Origin of the sequence: Micromonospora noduli, assembly GCF_003264365.1 — a bacterium.
GTDB classification, from domain to species: domain Bacteria; phylum Actinomycetota; class Actinomycetes; order Mycobacteriales; family Micromonosporaceae; genus Micromonospora; species Micromonospora noduli.
The window spans coordinates 312,582-331,529 of sequence record NZ_PYAK01000002.1 but is presented as its reverse complement, the minus strand read 5'-3'; the positions used below and the strand labels follow the sequence as shown (position 1 = coordinate 331,529).

15 protein-coding genes, 1 tRNA gene and 1 pseudogene are annotated in these 18,948 nt (G+C 72.7%); 15 read left to right on the top strand and 2 right to left on the bottom strand.

Annotated features, from left to right (window positions below):
- The 6 genes from GUI43_RS02930 to GUI43_RS02905 all read left to right on the top strand — a co-directional run.
- Nucleotides 1–658 (top strand): hypothetical protein (locus GUI43_RS02930; RefSeq protein WP_112697927.1); only part of this gene is annotated, 658 nt, incomplete at its 5' end.
- A gap of 1 nt (nucleotide 659) precedes the next feature.
- Entirely contained in the window at nucleotides 660–2,345 is a 1,686-nt protein-coding gene (gene murJ, locus GUI43_RS02925) for a murein biosynthesis integral membrane protein MurJ (RefSeq protein WP_112697926.1), read from the top strand.
- On the top strand, nucleotides 2,342–3,511 hold the full coding sequence (locus GUI43_RS02920; RefSeq protein WP_112697925.1) for a glycosyltransferase family 4 protein: 1,170 nt from the start codon (nucleotides 2,342–2,344) through the stop codon (nucleotides 3,509–3,511). Before murJ ends, GUI43_RS02920 begins: the two co-directional genes overlap by 4 nt.
- Entirely contained in the window at nucleotides 3,511–5,925 is a 2,415-nt protein-coding gene (locus tag GUI43_RS02915) for a hypothetical protein (RefSeq protein ID WP_112697924.1), read from the top strand. Before GUI43_RS02920 ends, GUI43_RS02915 begins: the two co-directional genes overlap by 1 nt.
- A 163-nt stretch (nucleotides 5,926–6,088) precedes the next feature.
- Entirely contained in the window at nucleotides 6,089–7,840 is a 1,752-nt protein-coding gene (gene pyrG, locus GUI43_RS02910; protein WP_112697923.1) for a CTP synthase, read from the top strand.
- On the top strand, nucleotides 7,837–8,442 hold the full coding sequence (locus GUI43_RS02905; RefSeq protein ID WP_112697922.1) for an NUDIX domain-containing protein: 606 nt from the start codon (nucleotides 7,837–7,839) through the stop codon (nucleotides 8,440–8,442). The genes pyrG and GUI43_RS02905 overlap by 4 nt, the downstream gene beginning before the upstream one ends.
- 84 nt (nucleotides 8,443–8,526) lie before the next feature.
- Here GUI43_RS02905 and GUI43_RS02900 read toward each other — a convergent pair whose 3' ends face one another.
- Nucleotides 8,527–8,802, bottom strand: a complete 276-nt coding sequence (locus GUI43_RS02900; RefSeq protein ID WP_181539390.1) for a TM2 domain-containing protein — start codon at nucleotides 8,800–8,802, stop codon at nucleotides 8,527–8,529.
- Between the two features lie 292 nt (nucleotides 8,803–9,094).
- Here GUI43_RS02900 and ald point away from each other — a divergent pair, with 292 nt between their 5' ends.
- From ald to GUI43_RS02855, 9 genes are all read left to right on the top strand, one after another.
- Nucleotides 9,095–10,210, top strand: a complete 1,116-nt coding sequence (ald, locus tag GUI43_RS02895; RefSeq protein ID WP_112584275.1) for an alanine dehydrogenase — start codon at nucleotides 9,095–9,097, stop codon at nucleotides 10,208–10,210.
- A gap of 38 nt (nucleotides 10,211–10,248) precedes the next feature.
- The gene (locus GUI43_RS02890; RefSeq protein WP_112697921.1) at nucleotides 10,249–11,214 is read left to right on the top strand and encodes a site-specific tyrosine recombinase XerD; all 966 of its coding nucleotides are present in this window, start codon (nucleotides 10,249–10,251) and stop codon (nucleotides 11,212–11,214) included.
- Nucleotides 11,215–11,393: 179 nt separating this feature from the next.
- Nucleotides 11,394–12,317 carry a ParA family protein gene (locus GUI43_RS02885; RefSeq protein ID WP_030487987.1) on the top strand — a complete coding sequence of 308 codons (924 nt, stop codon included), beginning with the start codon at nucleotides 11,394–11,396 and terminating at the stop codon, nucleotides 12,315–12,317.
- 41 nt (nucleotides 12,318–12,358) lie between these two features.
- Nucleotides 12,359–13,471, top strand: a complete 1,113-nt coding sequence (locus GUI43_RS02880) for a segregation/condensation protein A (RefSeq protein WP_373861062.1) — start codon at nucleotides 12,359–12,361, stop codon at nucleotides 13,469–13,471.
- Nucleotides 13,464–14,597, top strand: coding sequence for an SMC-Scp complex subunit ScpB (scpB, locus tag GUI43_RS02875; protein ID WP_112697920.1), 1,134 nt, complete (start codon nucleotides 13,464–13,466; stop codon nucleotides 14,595–14,597). The genes GUI43_RS02880 and scpB overlap by 8 nt, the downstream gene beginning before the upstream one ends.
- The gene (locus tag GUI43_RS02870) at nucleotides 14,584–15,354 is read left to right on the top strand and encodes a pseudouridine synthase (protein ID WP_112584277.1); all 771 of its coding nucleotides are present in this window, start codon (nucleotides 14,584–14,586) and stop codon (nucleotides 15,352–15,354) included. The genes scpB and GUI43_RS02870 overlap by 14 nt, the downstream gene beginning before the upstream one ends.
- A 198-nt stretch (nucleotides 15,355–15,552) precedes the next feature.
- Nucleotides 15,553–16,233 (top strand): (d)CMP kinase, encoded by a 681-nt coding sequence (gene cmk, locus GUI43_RS02865; RefSeq protein ID WP_112697919.1) that lies wholly within the window; start codon nucleotides 15,553–15,555, stop codon nucleotides 16,231–16,233.
- Nucleotides 16,230–17,636 carry a ribosome biogenesis GTPase Der gene (gene der, locus GUI43_RS02860; protein WP_091407237.1) on the top strand — a complete coding sequence of 469 codons (1,407 nt, stop codon included), beginning with the start codon at nucleotides 16,230–16,232 and terminating at the stop codon, nucleotides 17,634–17,636. Before cmk ends, der begins: the two co-directional genes overlap by 4 nt.
- 234 nt (nucleotides 17,637–17,870) lie before the next feature.
- Nucleotides 17,871–17,944: transfer RNA gene (locus GUI43_RS02855), tRNA-Pro, on the top strand.
- Between the two features lie 75 nt (nucleotides 17,945–18,019).
- Here GUI43_RS02855 and GUI43_RS33715 read toward each other — a convergent pair.
- Nucleotides 18,020–18,891 (bottom strand): annotated as a pseudogene (locus tag GUI43_RS33715) (tyrosine-type recombinase/integrase); the annotation flags it as partial.
- Nucleotides 18,892–18,948: the final 57 nt, after the last annotated feature.

Here is an 18,948-nt window from a genome sequence, read left to right as displayed (position 1 = left end):
GGCCGCCCTGGTCGCCGGTCTCGGCGCGGGCGGCGTCGGGCTGTACGACGACGTGGTCGGCGCGCGGCCGGAGCAGAAGGCGGCCAAGGGCTTCGCCGGGCACCTCGCCGCGCTGCGTGAGGGGCGGGTCACCGCCGGTCTGGTCAAGGTCGTCGGGGTGGGCGCCGCCGGGCTGGGCGCTGCCGCGCTGCTCGCCGCCGACTCCCGGGTCGCCGCGCACCCGCGCCGGCAGCGGCACGGTGCGTTCGGCCGGGGTGTCGACGTGCTGCTCGGCGCCGGCGTGATCGCCGGCACGGCCAACCTGCTCAACCTGCTCGACCTGCGGCCGGGCCGCGCCCTCAAGTCCGGGCTGCTGCTCGCGGCGCCGCTGACCGGCGGCCCGCAGGGCGGGATCGCCGCGGGCGCGGCCGGCGCCGCCGCCGGCCTGCTCCGCGACGACCTGGCCGAGGACGTGATGCTCGGCGACAGTGGCGCGAACGCGCTCGGGGCGGTGCTCGGCGTCGCGCTCGCCGCCCGTACCGGCCCGCTCGGCCGGGCCGGTCTGCTCGCCGTCCTCGCCGGGCTCACCGCCGCCAGCGAGAAGGTCAGCTTCACCGCGGTGATCCAGCGGACCCCGGGGCTCCGCGAACTCGACGCACTGGGCCGACGCGCCGACTGACGTGAACAGACCGGCACCCCTCGCCGGCGCCGGCCGGCTGGCCGGGGCAGCCGCGCTCATCGCCGTCCTCACCGTGGCCAGCCGACTCGCCGGCTTCGGCCGCACCGCCGTGTTCACCTGGGTGGTCGAGCAGAGCGACCTGGGCGGCATGTACGTCATCGCCAACACGGTGCCGAACATCGTCTTCGAGATCGTCGCCGGCGGGGCGTTGGCCAGCCTGGTCGTGCCACTGCTGGCCGGGGCGGTCGCGGCGGAGGACCGGCGGACGGTGGCGGCGACCACCGGCGCCCTGCTCACCTGGACGGTGAGCCTGCTGGTTCCCCTCGCCGTGCTCGTCGCCCTGTTCGCCGACCCGATCATCTCGGTGATCAGCGAGGGACGATCGGCGTCGGAACTCGCCGCCGGCGCCCGGATGCTGCGCGTGTTCGCCCCGCAGTTGCCGCTCTACGGGATCGGCATCGTGCTCACCGGCGTCCTCCAGGCACACCGACGCTTCGCCTGGCCCGTCATCGCGCCGCTGCTGTCCAGCCTCACAGTGGTCGTCGTCTACGTGGCCTTCGGCGCCGCCCAGGGTCGGGGCGTGTCCGTGGCCCAGGTCGGTCGCAGCGGCGAACTGCTCCTCTCCGGCGGCACCACACTGGGCGTGGTCGTGTTGTCGCTCTCGCTGCTGGTCCCGCTGCGGCGGCTGCGGATACGGCCCCGGTTCGGCTACTCCTTCACCGCTGACGCGCGGGCCCGTATCGGTGGGCTCGCCACGGCCGGCGCGGTGACGGTGGCGGCACAGCAGGTCGCGCTACTGGTGGTGCTGAACCGGGTCTCCGGTGGCCCCACCGGGTCCCCGCAGGTGTTCAACCTGGCCCAGGCGATCTACCTGCTGCCGTGGGCGGTCCTCGCCGTGCCGCTGGCGGTGGCGTCCTACCCCACTCTGGCCACCGCCAGCGCCGCCGGTGACGAGGCCGGTTACCGACGGACCCTCTCCAGCGCGGTGCGTGGTGTGCTGCTCTTCAGCTGCCTGGGCGCCGCGGCGTTGATCGGTACCGCGCAGCCGATCGCTGCGCTCTTCTACCCGGACAATCCGGCGTCCACCGCGGCGGCCATCAGCGGATTCGCGCCGGGTCTGCTCGGCTACGGCTTGTTCGCGATCCTGTCCCGCGCGTTGTACGCGCGCGGCGACACCCGGTCGGCGACAGTGGCGATCACCCTCGGCTGGCTGGTTGTTCCGGCCGCGGCGCTGCCGTTGACGGCGCTGCTCCCCACCGCCGACCGGGTGCTCGCGGTGACGTCCGCGAACTCGGTGGGGATGCTGGTGCTCGGCGCCCTGCTGCTCGTGGCGGTGCTGCGCAGCGCCGGCCGTCCCGCCCTCGCGGGAGCGGCACGGGCCGGAGCGGCCGGTGGCCTCGCCGGTGTGCTCGCCGGGCTCGCCGGGCTGGGCCTCAGCCGTTGGCTCGACCAGTCGGGCGGCGGCACCCCGACGACGGCGGCGGCGTTCGGTCAGGGCATGCTGTCCGGGGTTCTGGTTGGGGTTGTGTTCCTCGCCGTGGTCTGGTTCGTCGACCGGCGGGACGTACAGCCACTGCTCGCCGGGGTGCTGCGGCGTCTGGGCCGGCGGGGGCCGTCCGGCGGTGCGCCGACACCGGGCGCGGGCTCCGCGGAGCGGGGCGACGGGAAGGAGACGGCGACGCGATGACTGAGCCAGCTCAGCCTGCCAACTGGTCGGGCACCGTCGCGTTGGTGCTCGCGTCCAGCACCGGCGGGGTCGGCCAGCACGTCCGTTCGGTGGCCCGGGGCCTCGTCGCGGGCGGCACGACCGTCCTGGTCTGCGGGCCCGCCGCCACTGAGGAGCAGTTCGACTTCACCGGTGTCGGTGCGCGGTTCGAGCCGGTGGAGATCCCGGCCAGCCCGACTCCGGCCGACGCGCGGGCGGTGCTCGCGCTGCGCCGGGCGCTCGCCGCCGCTCACGTCGACGTGGTGCACGCGCACGGCCTGCGGGCCGGGTTGGTCGCCGTGCTGGCCCGTCCGGCCGCCCCGCTGATCGTCACCTGGCACAACGCGGTGCTCGCGGGAGGACTGCGGGGCGGCGTGTCCCGGCTCGTCGAACGGGTGGTGGCCCGGGGCGTCCGGGTGGCGCTCGGCGCCTCCGCGGACCTGGTGCGACGGGCCGCCGAGGTGGGTGCCGTCGACGCCCGGCTCGCCCCGGTCGCCGCGCCGACGCTGCCCGCGCCGCGTCGACGCCCGGCGGCGGTACGCGCCGAGTTCGGCGTCCGTCCGGACCAGCCGTTGATCGTCTCGGTCGGTCGGTTGCACCCGCAGAAGCGCTACGACGTGCTGATCGACGCGGCGGCCCGCTGGCGTACGCGTACCCCGCCGCCGGTCGTGGTGATCGCGGGCAGCGGGCCGGCGTATCTGCCGCTCGCCGCGCGGACGTCGGCCGCCCGCGCCCCGGTGACCCTGCTGGGGCACCGCACCGACGTGGCCGACCTCCTCGCCGGCGCCGACCTGGCGGTGGTGACCAGCGACTGGGAGGCGCGACAGCTCTTCGCCCAGGAGGCGCTGCGCGCCGGCGTGCCGCTGGTGGCCACCGCTGTCGGTGGGCTGCCGGACCTGGTCGGTGACGCCGCCACGCTGGTTCCCTCCGGTGACGTGGACGCGGTCGACGCGGCCGTACGCGCGTTGCTGGACGACCCGGCGGCGCGGGCGGAGTTGGGCCGGCGTGGCGCCGAACGGGCGGCGACGTGGCCGACCGAGGCGGACACCGTCGCCACGCTTGCCGCCCTCTACGCCGAGCTGGCCGGGAATCCCGGCGGTCCGGCGGCCGCCCCGGGCTCCGACGCCCCGAGAACGGGACACCGGTGATGCTGCGCCGAATCGCCCCCGCCCTGTTGACAGTGCTCGTGGTGGCGCTGGGCGTCACCGCGCTCGCCGCCCGCCCACCCCAGGGCACCCCGCAACGCACCGCCGACTTCGTGGTGCTCGCCGGGATCGCCGGGCTGCGCTGGGAGGACGTGGATCCGCAGAGCACCCCGACGCTGTGGCGGATGGCCCAGGACGGCTCGATCGGCTCACTGTCGGTGCGTTCCGCGCACCGGCCCACCTGCCCGGTGGACGGCTGGCTGACCCTCGGCGCGGGCAGCTTCGCCGCGTGGAACGGCAGCCGGTCGGTCGACGGTTGCCCGTCGGCGGGGGTGACAGTGGAACAACCGGACGGCATCGGCGCGAACCTGCCCGACCAGGAGGGCGTGGTCCAGTACAACCAGCAGCGGCTGCCCTGGGGCGCCCTGCCCGGCTCGTTGTCCGAGTCGGTGCGGTGCTCCGTCGCCGTCGGCCCGGGCGCGGCAGTGGCCGCCGCCCGACCGTTCGGCCGCGTCGACCGGTACGCCTCGGGGCTGCCGGCCGACCCGCGGCCGCTGCTCGGCTCGTGTGTGCTGAGCATCGTCGACCTCGGCACTGTCGAGGGGGCCGACCCGGCCACCCGCGCCGAGGAGGCCCGCGCGGCGGACGCCGAGCTGGCCCGGGTGCTGGCGGCACGCCCCCCACGGTCGTTGGTGATGGTCGCGGGGATCTCCGACACCACCCAGCCGGCCCGGCTGCACGTGGCGGTCGCCGACGGGCCGGGCTGGGAACGGGGGTGGCTCACCTCGGCCAGCACCGGCCGGGACGGGTACCTGCAACTTGTCGACCTCGCGCCGACCGCCCTCGCCGCGTTGGGCCGGCCCATGCCGGAGCGGCTCTTCCTCGGCCGCCCGGCGATCAGCACCGGCGGCCGCCCCGCCGACCTGACCGAGGCCATCAACGCGCCGGCGAACGCCGACCGGGAGGCGGCCGCCCAGCGCTCCGTCTCCGGGGCGTTCTTCGCGCTGCTCGCCGGGGCTCAGGTGCTGCTGGCGATCGCGATGCTGCCGCTGCTGCGCCGGGCCCGTCCGCACGCCGGCCCGACCGGCCCGACGCCCGTCTCCGGGCGGATCGTGGCGGTGATGGAGCTGCTGCTGGTCGCCGTGGCGTTGACAGTGCCGGCGGCGCTGCTGGCCGACGCGGTGCCCTGGTGGCGCGGCGAGCACCCCGGGTGGATCTTCGCCGGGGCGACAGCGCTGCTGGTGGCGGCCGGCACCGCGGCGGTGCGGTTCGCCCCCGGGTACGCGAACACCCTCGGGCCGCTCGGAGCGGTGGCCGGCCTCACCACGCTCGTGGTCGGGCTGGACGTGCTCACCGGGGCCCGCCTCCAGCTCAACAGCGTGGTCGGCTACTCCGCGTTGCAGGGGGGCCGGTACGCCGGGCTGAGCACTGTGGGGTTGGGAGTGTTCCTCGCCGGTGCGCTGGTCACCGGCGGCTGGTTCGCCCAACGGGTGCACCGGGGCTGGCGGCCGGCGGTGATGGTGGCGGTGGGTGGCCTCGCCGTGGTGGTGGTCGGCAGCCCGTACCTGGGCGCCGACCCGGTCGGCGCGATCGCGCTCACCGCCGGGGTGAGCGTCGCCGCCGTGATCAGCGCCGGCGGCTGGTTGACGATCAGCCGGCTGGCCTGGGCCACCATGGCAGCGCTGGCGGTCGGTATCGGGTTCGCCGTGGTGGACCTGCGGCGTCCGCCGGGGGAGCGGGGCAGCCTGGGCCGGTTCCTCTCCGCGCTCGGCGACGGCACCGGCGGGTTCGCCGTGCACCGGTCCAGCACGGAGAACTTCGAGACGTTGGTCAACAGCCCGCTGACGGTGCTGGCGCTGGCCGGCGGGTTGCTGGTGTGGTTCGCCCTGTTGCAGCCGTGGGGTGGGCTGATGCGGCTGTTCGGCATCTACCCGGCGGTCCGGGCCGCGCTGGCCGGCACTGTGGTCGCCGCGGTGCTCGGTGGTGTGCTCGACGGCGCGGCCCTGGACGTGATGGGCGCTGCCGCCGCCCTGGTGGTGCCGATGGCGGCCCTGGCGTCGCTACGGGTGCTCGGGCACGCCGCCGACCGGACCCGCCCGGCAGCGGGCCGCTCCCGCGCCAACGGCGCCGACGACGACTCGGGGTCCGGCGGGGTCGGCCCGGTCGGTGGGGGTGACGGTCCGACCGGCGGCGGTGGGCCACTGGGTGCCGTGCATCCCCGTCCGATCGCCGGCCCGCCCCCGAGCGCACCGGCGAAGGTCACCCAACCGGCGTCGGACACTGCGGGCGAGCGCCGCGGGGACGCCGACGAACCGCCCGAGCCGACCGCGAGCGGGTCGACGCCGGACGCCGATCCGGCGGTGCCCGTACCGCCGCGGCAGGTCTCCCGGTCATCGACGGAGGTTGCCGCGTCCTGAGCGCCGGGCCTCGTCCGGATGGCCCGGAGGTGTCGCAGCCGGGGTGCGGCCTGCGGGTACCCGCCCGGGAGGTGTTACCGTCGAATCCCGTGGATCGCGTGATCACTTTGCTGATCAAGCACGGCGGTCTGCATGACCGCGACAGACGACACGGGAGCAGGCCTTGGCCCCATCAGCACGGACGACCAGGCACATTTTCGTCACCGGGGGCGTCGCCTCCTCGCTGGGTAAGGGCCTCACCGCCTCCAGCCTCGGCAACCTGCTGACCGCGCGCGGGCTGCGCGTGGTGATGCAGAAGCTCGACCCCTACCTGAACGTCGACCCGGGGACGATGAACCCGTTCCAGCACGGTGAGGTCTTCGTCACCGAGGACGGCGCCGAGACCGACCTCGACGTCGGGCACTACGAGCGGTTCCTCGACCGGGCGCTGTCCGGCAAGGCGAACGTCACCACCGGCCAGATCTACTCCGACGTGATCGCCAAGGAACGGCGCGGCGAGTACCTGGGCGACACCGTCCAGGTCATCCCGCACATCACCAACGAGATCAAGTCGCGAATCCTGGCGATGGCCGACCCGGACGAGGACGGCCAACTCCCCGACGTGGTGATCACCGAGGTCGGTGGCACTGTCGGCGACATCGAGTCGCTGCCGTTCTTGGAGGCGATCCGTCAGGTCCGCCACGACCTGGGCCGCGACAACTGCTTCTACCTGCACGTGTCGCTGGTGCCGTACCTGGCGCCCTCGGGTGAGCTGAAGACCAAGCCGACCCAGCACTCGGTGGCGCAGCTGCGCAACATCGGTATCCAGCCGGACGCGATCGTGCTGCGCTGTGACCGGGAGATCCCGGTGAAGCTCAAGGAGAAGCTGTCGCTCTACTGCGACGTGGACGCCGAGGCGGTCGTCGCCGCCCCGGACGCCCCGAGCATCTACGACATCCCGAAGGTGCTGCACCGGGAGGGGCTCGACGCGTACGTGGTGCGCCGGCTCGGCCTCTCCTTCCGGGACGTGGACTGGGCCAGCTGGGACGACCTGCTGGAGCGGGTGCACCGCCCCCGGCACACCGTCACCGTCGCGGTGGTCGGCAAGTACGTCGACCTGCCCGACGCGTACCTGTCGGTGAGTGAGGCGATCCGGGCGGCGGGCTTCGGCCACCGGGCCCGGGTGCAGCTGCGCTGGGTGCCCAGCGACGAGTGCGTCACCCCGGCCGGTGCCGCCGCGGCGTTGGCCGGCGTGGACGGCATCCTCATCCCCGGCGGCTTCGGCGTACGCGGCATCGAGGGCAAGATCGGCACCGCCAGGTACGCCCGCGAGGCCGGCATCCCGCTGCTCGGCCTCTGCCTCGGCCTGCAGTGCATGACCATCGAGGTGGCCCGGCACCTGGCCGACCTGGACGGCGCCAACTCGTTGGAGTTCGACGAGCAGGCGGCCCACCCGGTCATCGCCACGATGGCCGACCAGGAGGACATCGTCGCGGGTCGGGGTGACCTGGGCGGCACCATGCGGCTGGGCGCGTACCCGGCGACGTTGACCGAGGGCTCGATCGTCGCCGAGGCGTACGGCAGCACCGAGATCAGCGAGCGGCACCGGCACCGGTACGAGGTGAACAACGCCTACCGGGACGCGCTGACCAAGGCGGGTCTGCACATCTCCGGCACCTCGCCGGACGGCCGGCTGGTCGAGTTCATCGAACTGGACCGGAGCCTGCACCCGTTCTTCGTGGCCACCCAGGCGCACCCCGAGTTGAAGAGCCGCCCGACCCGTCCGCACCCGCTGTTCGCCTCGTTCGTCAAGGCCGCGGTGGCGTACTCGCAGGCGGACCAGCTGCCGGTCGACCTGGACGCGGCGGCGGAGGCCCCGACGACGCGCAAGGCCGCCCGCAACGGCGCCGCGACGAAGGCGTCGTCGGCCTCGTGAGCGAGCTGGAGCACCGCTACGAGGTGCGTTCCCGGGAGGAGCGGTACCGGGGGCGGATCTTCGACGTGGTCACCGAGGAGGTGACCATGCCGGGCGGTGGGACCGGGCTGCGGGACCTCGTCCGGCACGTCGGGGCGGTGGCAGTGGTGGCGCTCGACGACGCCGGCCAGGTGGTGTTGATCCGGCAGTACCGGCACCCGGTCGGGCGGCACCTGTGGGAGCTGCCCGCCGGTCTGATGGACGTCTCCGGCGAGGAGCTGCCGGCGGCGGCGCTGCGGGAGCTGGCCGAGGAGGCCGACCTCACCGCCGGCCGGGTCGACGTGCTTGTCGACCTGCACAGCTCGCCGGGGTTCACCAACGAGATCGTCCGGGTGTTCCTGGCCCGCGACCTCGGCGACGTGCCGGCCGACGAGCGGCACGAGCGCCACGACGAGGAGGCCGACCTCCAGGTCGTCCGGATCGACCTGGACGAGGCGGTCGCCATGGTCCTGGCCGGTGAGATCACCAACGCGTCCGCGGTGGCCGGGCTGCTGGCCGCGGCCCGCGCCCGGGACACCGGCTTCGCGCAGCTGCGTCGGGCGGACGCGCCGCTGCCGCGCTGAGCGTCGCCGCCGGTCCAGCCCGGTGGGGGAGTACGCACGGAAGGGGCCCCGCGGTCAGCCGCGGGGCCCCTTCCACTCGTTGGTCTAGGAGTCGCGCAACGGACGGCCCTGCGCGTCCGTGCCGCCGTTGACCAGGATGAGGATGCCGTCGACGACGCCCCAGAGAGCGCCGACGCCGCAGGTCACCAGGCTCACGACGAGCTGGAGAACGGCGATCTTGGTGTGTCCGGTGTAGAACCGACCGGCACCGAAGGTGCCGAGCAGGATGCCGAGGATGCCCGCGACGATCTTGCTCTTGTCGGAGACGCCCTGGGGATACCCCGGCTGGGGGTACCCGGGCTGGTAAGGAGGAGTGGTCATGGGCCGACACATTAGTGATCCACTCGCCGGCTGTCCGCACCGCCGCCCGGCAGATGGGACGATAATGGTGAAACACTGTCCTGTTGGCTGAGGTGACGGTCGACCGCCGAATGTCGGCGGTGCCCTGACACTTCGTCAGGACACCCGGGCACCGGGTGGCACTGTGCTGGCTCGCGGCGGCACCGGGCGCGCCTAGACTGCCGCCGCAGGACCGGTGTACCGCGATGGCAAAGGGGCCGTCGTGGCACCGAGCAGTCGGGGGAGAGCAGCCCCGAAGAGAGGTGTCTGCATCGTGAAGGTCGGAATCCCACGCGAGGTCAAGAACCACGAGTACCGCGTGGCGATCACGCCAGCGGGTGTCAACGAGTTCACCCGCAGCGGCCACCAGGTCTTCGTCGAGTCCGGCGCCGGGGTTGGCTCCAGCATCACCGACGAGGAGTTCGCCGCCGCCGGCGCGAAGATCCTCGCCACCGCCGACGAGGTGTGGGAGACCGCCGAGCTGGTGCTCAAGGTCAAGGAGCCGATCGCCGAGGAGTACCACCGGATGCGCGAGGGGCAGGTGCTCTTCACCTACCTGCACCTGGCCGCCTCCAAGGAGTGCACCGACGCGCTGATCGACCGCCGGGTCACCGGCATCGCGTACGAGACCGTCGAGCTGCCCGACCGGTCGCTGCCGCTGCTCGCCCCGATGTCCGAGGTGGCCGGCCGGCTCGCCCCGCAGGTGGGCGCCTTCTACATGATGCGTACCGGTGGTGGGCGCGGTGTGCTGCCCGGCGGTGTCTCCGGCGTGTACGCGGCCAAGACCGTGGTCATCGGCGCCGGCGTCTCCGGCATGAACGCCGCAGCGATCGCGCTGGGCCTGCAGTCCGAGGTGCTGCTGCTGGACAAGAACGTCGCCCGGCTGCGGCAGGCCGACGCGATCTACCGGGGCCACCTGCAGACCGTCGCCTCCAACGCCTACGAGGTCGAGCGCGCGGTGCTCGACGCCGACCTGGTCATCGGCGCGGTGCTGGTGCCCGGCGCGAAGGCCCCGACGCTGATCTCCAACGAACTGGTCTCCCGGATGAAGCCGGGCAGCGTGCTGGTCGACATCGCCATCGACCAGGGCGGCTGCTTCGAGGACTCGCGCCCCACCACGCACGCCGACCCGGTCTACAAGGTGCACGAGTCGATCTTCTACTGCGTCGCGAACATGCCCGGCGCGGTGCCGAACACCAGCACCTACGCCCTGACCAACGTCACCCTGCCGTACGCCCTGGAGCTGGCCAACCAGGGCTGGCGCGAGGCGCTGCGCAACGACCCGGCGCTGGCGCTGGGCCTCAACACCCACGCCGGGCAGGTCACCTACGGCCCGGTCGCCGAGGCGCACGGCATGGACGTGCTCCCGCTGGCCGACGCGCTGGCCTGAACGGTGGCGGGCTGACCGGCGGCACGGACTCCGCCGGCGTGGGCACATCGCCCACGCCGGCGCTGCGCCGTGCCGTTCGCGGTTACCTCGACCACCTGACCGTCGAACGTGGCCTCTCCGCGAACACGCTCGCCTCGTACCGTCGGGATCTGGACCGTTATCTCGCCACCCTGGCCGATGCCGGCGTCACCGACCTCGCGTCGGTCGGCGCCGGCCTCGTCGAGTCGCACCTGGCGCGGCTGCGCGCCGGCGACGACGCGCACCCGCCCCTCGCCGTCTCCTCCGCCGCCCGCGCGGCCAGCGCGGTACGGGGCCTGCACCGCTTCGCGCTGCGCGAGGGCCTGGCCGGCGCCGATCCGAGCCGCGACGTCCGCCCGCCCACGCCGCCCCGGCGGCTGCCCCGGGCGCTACCTGTCGACGACGTGATCCGGCTGCTGGAGACCGCCGGCCCGATCACCGCGACCGGCGACGACGCGCCCCTCGCGCTGCGCGACCGGGCGCTGCTGGAGTTCCTGTACGGCACCGGCGCGCGCATCTCCGAAGCGGTCGGCGCCGCCGTGGACGACCTCGACACCGACGACGGCACGGTGCTGCTGCGCGGCAAGGGCGGCCGGGTGCGGCTGGTGCCCATCGGCGGGTACGCCGTCGACGCCGTGCGCGCCTACCTGGTCCGGGCCCGCCCCGGGTTGGCCGCCGCCGGCCGGGGCACCCCTGCGGTGTTCCTCAACGCCCGCGGCGGCGCGTTGTCCCGCCAGGGCGCCTGGGGCATCCTGCGTCGCGCCGCCGACCGGGCCGGGCTGCCCGTCGACGGGCCGGCCGCGGTCTCCCCGCACACCCTGCGCCACTCCTACGCCACCCATCTGCTCGACGGCGGCGCCGACGTCCGGGTGGTCCAGGAGCTGCTCGGCCACGCGTCGGTGACCACCACCCAGGTCTACACGTTGGTCACCGTGGAGCGGTTGCGCGAGGTGTACGCCACCGCGCATCCGCGCGCCCAGGGCTGAACCGGTCGCTGTCGACGCCGACACGCCGGGCCGGTGCCGAACCCCCTGCTGGTCGGTGGCGTACAGTCGGCATCGGCGCGGACCTCCTGGAGCGACACGACCGGGGTGCGCAGCGGCGCCGCGAAGGACGTCGGACGGCTCCGACGCCGGGTGGGTCGTCGGGAGGGGGCAACGAGCACATGGCTGGCAACGGTGACCGTGCCGAGACCTGGACGTCGGAGCTCCGCGAGCAGCAGGCGACGCTCGGCGCGGACCTGGGTCCTGCGGACCCGGCTGCCTACACGATGCGCAAGCCCATTCCCGAGCCGATGCCCACCGACCGGCACGGCCCCGCGCGCATCATCGCGATGGCCAACCAGAAGGGTGGCGTCGGCAAGACCACGACCACCATCAACCTGGGCGCCGCCCTCGCCGAGTACGGCCGCAAGGTGCTGCTCGTCGACTTCGACCCGCAGGGCGCGCTCTCGGTGGGCCTGGGCGTCAACCCGCACAACCTCGACCTGTCCATCTACAACCTGCTCATGCAGGACGACATCATCGCCGAGGACGTCGTCATCAAGACCGACGTCGCGGGCCTGCACCTGCTGCCGGCCAACATCGACCTCTCCGCCGCCGAGATCCAGCTCGTCAACGAGGTCGCCCGGGAGATGGCCCTGGCCCGGGTCCTGCGCACCGTCCGCAAGGAGTACGACTACATCCTGATCGACTGCCAGCCGTCACTCGGCCTGCTGGCGATCAACGCGCTGACCGTCGCCCACGGCGTGCTCATCCCCCTCGAATGCGAGTTCTTCAGCCTGCGCGGTGTGGCACTGCTGCTGGACACCATCGACAAGGTGCGCGAGCGACTCAACTTCGACCTGGAACTCGAAGGCATCCTCGCCACCATGTACGACAGCCGCACCACGCACTGCCGCCAGGTCCTCCAGCGGGTGGTGGAGGCGTTCGGCGACAAGGTCTACCAGACGGTCATCACCAAGACGGTGAAGTTCCCCGAGTCCACCGTGGCCGGTGCCCCCATCACGACGATGGACCCGGCCTCCTCCGGGGCACGTAACTACCGTCAGCTGGCCCGCGAGGTGATCGCCGCCCAGTCGGAGCGGTAGCCGGAACGCCCGGTGCCCGCCTCGTGGACTACGGTCGTCCGGTGACCGCGCCACCCCTCGACCCACCCGAGACCGCTGCTGCGGCCGTGGTCGACGGTGTGCAGCCCGCCGGGTTCACGGTTCGGCTGGCCAACTTCACCGGCCCGTTCGACCTGCTGCTGCAACTGATCGGCAAGCACAAACTCGACGTCACCGAGGTGGCCCTGCACACGGTCACCGACGAGTTCATCGCCTACATCAGGGCGATGGGCGACAACTGGGACCTGGACGAGGCCAGCGAGTTCCTGCTGATCGCCGCGACGCTGCTCGACCTGAAGGCGGCCCGGCTGCTGCCCGCCGCCGAGGTGGAGGACGAGGCCGACCTCGCCCTGCTGGAGGCCCGGGACCTGCTCTTCGCCAGGCTGTTGCAGTACAAGGCGTACAAGGAGGCGGCGGCGCACATCGCCGAGCTGGAGGCCGTCGGCGGCCGACGCTATCCGCGTGCCGTCAGCCTGGAGCCCCGCTACGCCGAGGCGCTGCCCGACCTGGTGCTCGGCATCGGCCCCCAGCGGCTGCTGAAGCTGGCCGTGAAGGCGATGACCCCGAAGCCGGTGCCGGAGGTCTCCATCGCCCACGTGCACATGGTCCGGGTCAGTGTCCGGGAGCACGCGGCGATCCTCGCGGCCCGGCTGCGCCGGGCCGGCACCGCCACGTTCTCGCTGCTCTGCGCGGACTGCGAGGCCACCCTGGAGGTGGTGGCCCGGTTCCTCGCGCTGCTGGAGCTGTACCGGGAGGGCCTGGTGTCGTTCGTGCAGGAGCAGGCCCTGGAGGAGCTGACAGTGCGCTGGACCGGCCCGACCGACGGCGACACCGAGCTGCACGTCGACGAGTACGCCGGCACCCCGGCCGACCCGGAGTCGCCTGAGCTTGAACCGGCGGGGCCTGGTCCTGAGCCGGTGGGAGCTGAGCTTGAGCCGGCGGGGGCAGAACCTGCGGGGGCTGGGCCTGAGCTGGCTGGGCCTGAGCTGGCTGGGCCTGAGCTGGCTGGGCCTGAGCTGGCTGGGCCTGAGCTGGCGGGGAATGGGCTTGAGCCGGCGGGGGCTGACCCTGTGCCGACGGGGGAGGCCGGCGGGCCGGACGGGACGGGAACGACGGAGGGTGCGCGGGATGAGTGACGAGCAACGTCGGGACTCGCTGGCCGACCAGGCCGCCGCCTGGGTTCCTCCGTGGGACCGACCCCGCCCGCCCGCCGCCGCCGACACCTCCGCGCCGCCGGACGACTCAGCGGCACCACCGGACACCGAAGAGCTGGCCGAGCCGACCACCGATCGGGCCGCGTTGGCCGAGGCGTCGCCCGAAGCGGCGGCGCGCCGACCGGAACCCGACGCTGCCGCCGACTCCGCCGAGCCGGACGTGGTCGCGTCGGGCTCTGAGCAGGTTGACCCGGATGGGCCGAGCCCGGTCGACGTGGACCCGGGTGGGCCAGCCCCTGTCGAGGCGGCCTCGGGTGGGCCAGGCCATGTCGAGGTCGGCCCGGGTGGGCCCGATCCCCTTGAGGTGGCTTCGGACGAGGCGGGTCCGGGTGAGCCAGATCCCGTTGAGGCGCCCCGGAACGACGTGGGCTCGGCGGGGCCGGACCTCGGTGCCGTGACGCAGGCCACGGCGGGGGAGTCGGGTGGGGCTGGGGACGTACCCCGGCGGCAGCTGGCGGGGCGGCGGCGGGCGACTGTCGCGCCGGAGCCCGCGCCCGCGCTGTCCGACGCCGAGCTGCGCGGCGCGTTGGAGGCGATCCTGCTGGTCGTCGACGAGCCGGTCAGCGAGCTGGTGCTGGCCCAGGTGCTGGAGCAGCCCGCCGAACGGGTCGGGCCGATGCTCGACGAGATCGCCGCCGGTTACACAGCAGCCGGGCACGGGTTCGAGCTGCGCCGGGCGGCCGGCGGGTGGCGGCTGTACACCCGCCCGGAATACGCTACGTACGTTGAGCGGTTCGTGTTGGACGGGCAGTCCGTGCGGCTGACCCAGGCGGCGCTGGAGACGCTCGCCGTGGTCGCCTACAAGCAGCCGGTGACCCGTTCACGAATCTCAGCCATCCGGGGTGTGAACTGCGACGGGGTCATCCGTACGCTGGTCACCCGCGGCCTCATCGAGGAGTGCGGCACCGAAACGGACAGCGGGGCGTTCCTCTACCGGACCACCACGTTGTTCCTGGAGAAGCTCGGGCTGAACACCGTCGACGAGCTGCCGCCCCTCGCACCCTTCCTGCCCGACGACGTAGAAGAGCTTGCTGATGCGACCCGATAACCGTTCCCCGAAACCCGACGCGCCCGTCTACGAGGGGGCTGAGCGCCTGCAGAAGGTGCTCGCCGCCGCCGGCGTGGGTTCCCGGCGTGCCTGCGAAGACCTGATCTTCCGCCGCCGGGTCACGGTGGACGGGCGGGTCGCCAAGCTCGGCGACAAGGTCGACCCGGCAACCTCCGTGATCCACGTGGACGGGGAGCGCCTCCAGGTCGACATTCGCCTGGTCTACGTGGCGATGAACAAGCCGCGTGGGGTGGTTACCACCATGGCGGACGAAAAGGGACGCAACGAGCTGGCCGACTTCATCGGCGCCCGGCTGGAGCAGCGGGTCTACCACGTCGGGCGGCTGGACGCGGACAGCGAGGGCCTGCTGCTGCTCACCAACGACGGCACCCTCGCGCACAAGCTCATGCACCCCTCGTACCAGGTGCTGAAGACCTACCTCGCCGAGGTGGTCGGGCCGATCCCGCGCAACCTGAGCAAGCGGCTGCTGGCCGGCGTCGAGCTGGAGGACGGGCCGGTCAAGGTCGACTCGTTCAAGGTGGTGGACACTCTCGGCAAATCCGCCCAGGTGGAGCTGAGCCTGCACGAGGGCCGCAAGCACATCGTCCGGCGGCTGATGGATGAGGTCGGTCACCCGGTCACCCGGCTGGTGCGTACCTCGATCGGGCCGATCCGGCTCGGTGACCTGCGGACCGGGCGTATCCGGCGGTTGACCAACGCCGAGGTCGCCGCCCTGTTCAACGTGGTGGGTGACTGACCCCCGAGTTCGGGGTACGGCAGCCGGTAGGCTCCACCGATGGCCGGGACGCGGCCGCCCGGGTGGTGGCGTGGGTCGCCTCCGGCGGCGTCGCGCGCGGGTTCGTTAGCGCACCCGGGCATGATTGATGACGATTGACAACCGCTTGCGGCGCCAGATCACCGGGCGATCCGTGAGGTACGGGCTGAGGAGGACACGGTGGAGGAAAACGTACGGACCGGGCGATGTGTGGTCGCTGTGGACGGGCCGTCCGGATCGGGTAAGTCCACCGTGTCGCGGCGGCTCGCCGCGAGCATCGGTGCGCGCTACCTGGACACCGGGGCGATGTACCGGGCGATCACGTGGGCCGTGCTGCGCTCCGGCGTGGATCTCACCGACACCGCGTCGGTGGCCAAGGTCGCCGGCGAGGTCAACCTGCGCATCGGCACCCACCCGCAGGGGTACGCCGTGACCATCGACGGGGTCGGCGTGGACGCCGACATCCGTGGCACCGAGGTGACCGGCGCGGTTTCCGCCGTCGCCGCCGTGCCGGCTGTCCGTGAGCTGCTCGTCGCCCGGCAGCGCGAGATGATCGCCAACGCTGGTCGGATGGTGGTCGAGGGTCGCGACATCGGCTCGGTCGTGGCGCCGGACGCCGACCTGAAGGTCTTCCTGACCGCCTCCGAGGCGGCCCGTGCCGCCCGGCGCAGCGCCGAGGACGCCGCCGACGTGGCGGCCACGGCCGCCGACCTGGCCCGGCGGGACCGCCTCGACTCGACCCGCAAGGTCAACCCGTTGGCCCAGGCGCCCGACGCGGTGGTGCTGGACACCACCGAGCTGGGCATCGACGAGGTCGTGGCGCGGATGCGCGACCTGCTCACCGAGCGAGGTGTGGCATGAGTAGCGATGGTGGTGGCTGGGTCGAGCTGCGTGAGCCCGACGTCGCCGTTGAGGAACCGACCGGCCCGCAGCCGGTGGTGGCCGTGGTCGGCCGCCCCAACGTGGGCAAGTCGACGCTGGTCAACCGGATCATCGGCCGCCGGCAGGCGGTCGTCGAGGACGTCCCTGGCGTGACCCGCGACCGGGTCCCGTACGACGCGCAGTGGAACGGCCGGGCGTTCACAGTGGTGGACACCGGTGGTTGGGAACCGGACGCGAAGGACCGGGCCGCGGCCATCGCGGCGCAGGCCGAGACGGCGGTCGTCACCGCCGACGTGGTGCTGTTCGTGGTCGACGCGATGGTGGGCTCCACCGACGTGGACGAGGCCGCCGTGAAGATGCTGCGGCGCAGCGCCAAGCCAGTGATCCTGGTGGCCAACAAGGCCGACAACAACTCCATCGAGATGGAGGCCACCTCGCTGTGGTCACTCGGCCTCGGTGAGCCGTTCCCGGTGTCCGCGCTGCACGGACGCGGCTCCGGCGACCTGCTGGACGCCATCCTCGCCGCGCTGCCGGAGGCACCGGCGATCGTCGAGAACCGCCCGCGCGGACCGCGCCGGGTGGCGCTGGTCGGGCGGCCGAACGTCGGCAAGTCGAGCCTGCTCAACCGGTTCTCCGGCGAGGAGCGGGCGGTCGTCGACTCGGTGGCGGGCACCACTGTGGACCCGGTGGACAGCCTGGTCGAGATCGGCGGTCAGACCTGGCAACTGGTCGACACGGCCGGGCTGCGCAAGCGGGTCGGCAAGGCCAGCGGCACCGAGTACTACGCCAGCCTGCGTACCGCCGGCGCGATCGAGGCCGCCGAGGTGGCAGTGGTGCTGCTGGACTCCAGCGAACCGATCAGCGAGCAGGACCAGCGGATCCTGTCGATGGTGACCGAGTCGGGCCGGGCGCTGGTCATCGCGTTCAACAAGTGGGACCTGGTCGACGCCGACCGCCGGTACTACCTGGACAAGGAGATCGACCGGGAGTTGCGCCGCATCCCCTGGGCGATCCGGCTGAACCTGTCGGCGATGACCGGCCGTGCCGTGGACAAGCTGGCCCCGGCCCTGAACAAGGCGCTGGCCAGCTGGGAAACCCGCGTGCCGACCGCGCACCTCAACCAGTGGCTGACCGCGCTGGTGCAGGCCACCCCCCACCCGGTACGTGGAGGGCGGGCGCCGCGGATCCTGTTCGCGACGCAGGCCGGTGTGGCACCGCCACGGTTCGTGCTCTTCACCACCGGCCCGCTCGACGCCGGCTACCAGCGCTTCGTCGAGCGCAAGCTCCGCGAGGAATTCGGGTACGAGGGCAGCCCGATCGAGATCTCGGTCCGCCCGCGCAAGAAGCTCGGCCCCGGCGGCCGGGGCAAGGCGCACGGCTGACGCGGTCAAGTTCTGCCGAAATGCCGGATGGGCACCTCTGCCCATCCGGCATTTCCCTATCCGACGCCACCCTCCTAGGACGCTTTAGGGGGTGTGCGGTGACTCCTTATGGTCGTCGGCGGGGGTTGCTCACTGGGTGGTTCGGTTGCGTCGCGACGCCGGTGGGGCCTGTGCGGAGGACTCGGAGCTGCTGCGCTAAGCTGTACCGGCTGCCGCGGGGAAACCACGCGGGGGCGGGACGTGGCGCAGCTTGGTAGCGCACTTGACTGGGGGTCAAGGGGTCGTCGGTTCGAATCCGGCCGTCCCGACGCAGGTCAGAGGCCATTCGGAATCTTCCGGATGGCCATTTCTGATCTTGTGCAGCAGTGAAGTACAGCAACGGCTCATTGATCGAGGCTTTCGCCGAGCCTCCGCAGGGCTTCGCGGGTCGTCTTGGACGAGACCTGGCTGTAGATCTCCATCCTGATCAAGAGGTCCGCGTGCCGCAGGATCGCCATCGCGACCCGGGGGTGCACGTCCAGGTCGACCAGCAGCGAACCGCAGGTGCGTCGGGCGTCGTGAACGGTGATCTTTCGGATGCCGGCGCGGGCGATGCGGCTGTCGTAGGAGCGGTTGAAGTTGCGGGGTTCGACCGGCAGTCCGTAGCGGGTCGTGAAGATCATGCCGGTGTCGTGCCAGGCGTCGCCGGCTTTCTCTCGTGCGGCCTGCTGTTGTTGGTAGCGGTGCCGCAGTGCGGCGACGCAGATGGCTGGTAGCGGTAGGGGAGCGTCGGACTCTTCGGTCTTGGTGGCCCGATGCAGTAGGTGGCCACGTACCCGCTGGAGCTGCTTGTCGATGACGAGGCTGATGTCGTGGTTGTCGCGGCCGTGCTCGCAGAAATTCTCGCTGTGGGTGGTGCACGGCTTCTGCCAGCCGTCCCGGTTGATGTGGTCCCAGGTGAGGCCGAGGACATCTCCCTTGCATAAGCCGAGCACGAGGACCAGGACATAGGCGGCGTACAGGTAGTCGTCGTCGTCGGAGGCATTCCAGGAAAGCCCGAGCTTCCTCACTGCTCCACGATTTGCCCTTGCGATTGCGGATCGGTCGGAGCTTCACCAGGGCCGCGACGTTCTTTGCGACCAGTTCCTCCACTTCAGCCTGAGAAAGCGCCGAGCGGAGTACGGCGCGGATTCCCTTGACGGTGCGAGCTGCGGAGGTCCCGGCAGCACCGGCCAACCGCGCAGCACTTGCGGCTCTTCGGTGGCCGGCGTTCGTCATTCTCGGGACCTGGATGACAGCCGCGGCTAGAGATGGCTGGCCCTAACATCTCATG

Excerpts from the sequence above, each read along its gene's own strand:
- GUI43_RS02920 (WP_112697925.1), top strand. The coding sequence starts at position 2,342 with ATGACTGAGCCAGCTCAGCCTGCCAACTGGTCGGGCACCGTCGCGTTG.
- GUI43_RS02870 (WP_112584277.1), top strand. The coding sequence starts at position 14,584 with ATGCGACCCGATAACCGTTCCCCGAAACCCGACGCGCCCGTCTACGAG.
- GUI43_RS02885 (WP_030487987.1), top strand. The coding sequence starts at position 11,394 with ATGGCTGGCAACGGTGACCGTGCCGAGACCTGGACGTCGGAGCTCCGC.
- GUI43_RS02915 (WP_112697924.1), top strand. The coding sequence starts at position 3,511 with ATGCTGCGCCGAATCGCCCCCGCCCTGTTGACAGTGCTCGTGGTGGCG.
- der (WP_091407237.1), top strand. The coding sequence starts at position 16,230 with ATGAGTAGCGATGGTGGTGGCTGGGTCGAGCTGCGTGAGCCCGACGTC.
- scpB (WP_112697920.1), top strand. The coding sequence starts at position 13,464 with ATGAGTGACGAGCAACGTCGGGACTCGCTGGCCGACCAGGCCGCCGCC.
- GUI43_RS02900 (WP_181539390.1), bottom strand. The coding sequence starts at position 8,802 with ATGACCACTCCTCCTTACCAGCCCGGGTACCCCCAGCCGGGGTATCCC.